At 34.9% G+C, this 238-nt stretch carries 1 protein-coding gene; it reads right to left on the reverse strand.

Going from position 1 to position 238, the window contains the following annotated elements:
- On the reverse strand, positions 1-238 hold a 238-nt coding region (locus SB756_RS35075), incomplete at both ends, for a tryptophan 7-halogenase (protein ID WP_410913882.1).

A 238-nucleotide genomic window follows, 5' to 3' on the forward strand; every position in this document is an offset into this window, starting at 1 on the left:
CAATCTAAAAATAAATCACCTGTTATATCGCCATTTTTATTTGTTTTTAATGAGGCAATATAGCCATGCTCGTCATTAATAACGTGGGTTACATCGTCAGTAATATGTGTAACATGTAAGTTTTTAACACAGTGGTTTTTTAAAAACTCGGCAAATTTACCTGCATCTAAATGATAGCCATAGTTGGTGACTGCTGCGTATTCGGGTGTTTGTAATTGTTTTGGTGCAAGTGCTGCTT

Origin of the sequence: Pseudomonas sp. SIMBA_068 (genome assembly GCF_046534705.1) — a bacterium.
GTDB lineage: Bacteria > Pseudomonadota > Gammaproteobacteria > Pseudomonadales > Pseudomonadaceae > Aquipseudomonas > Aquipseudomonas putida.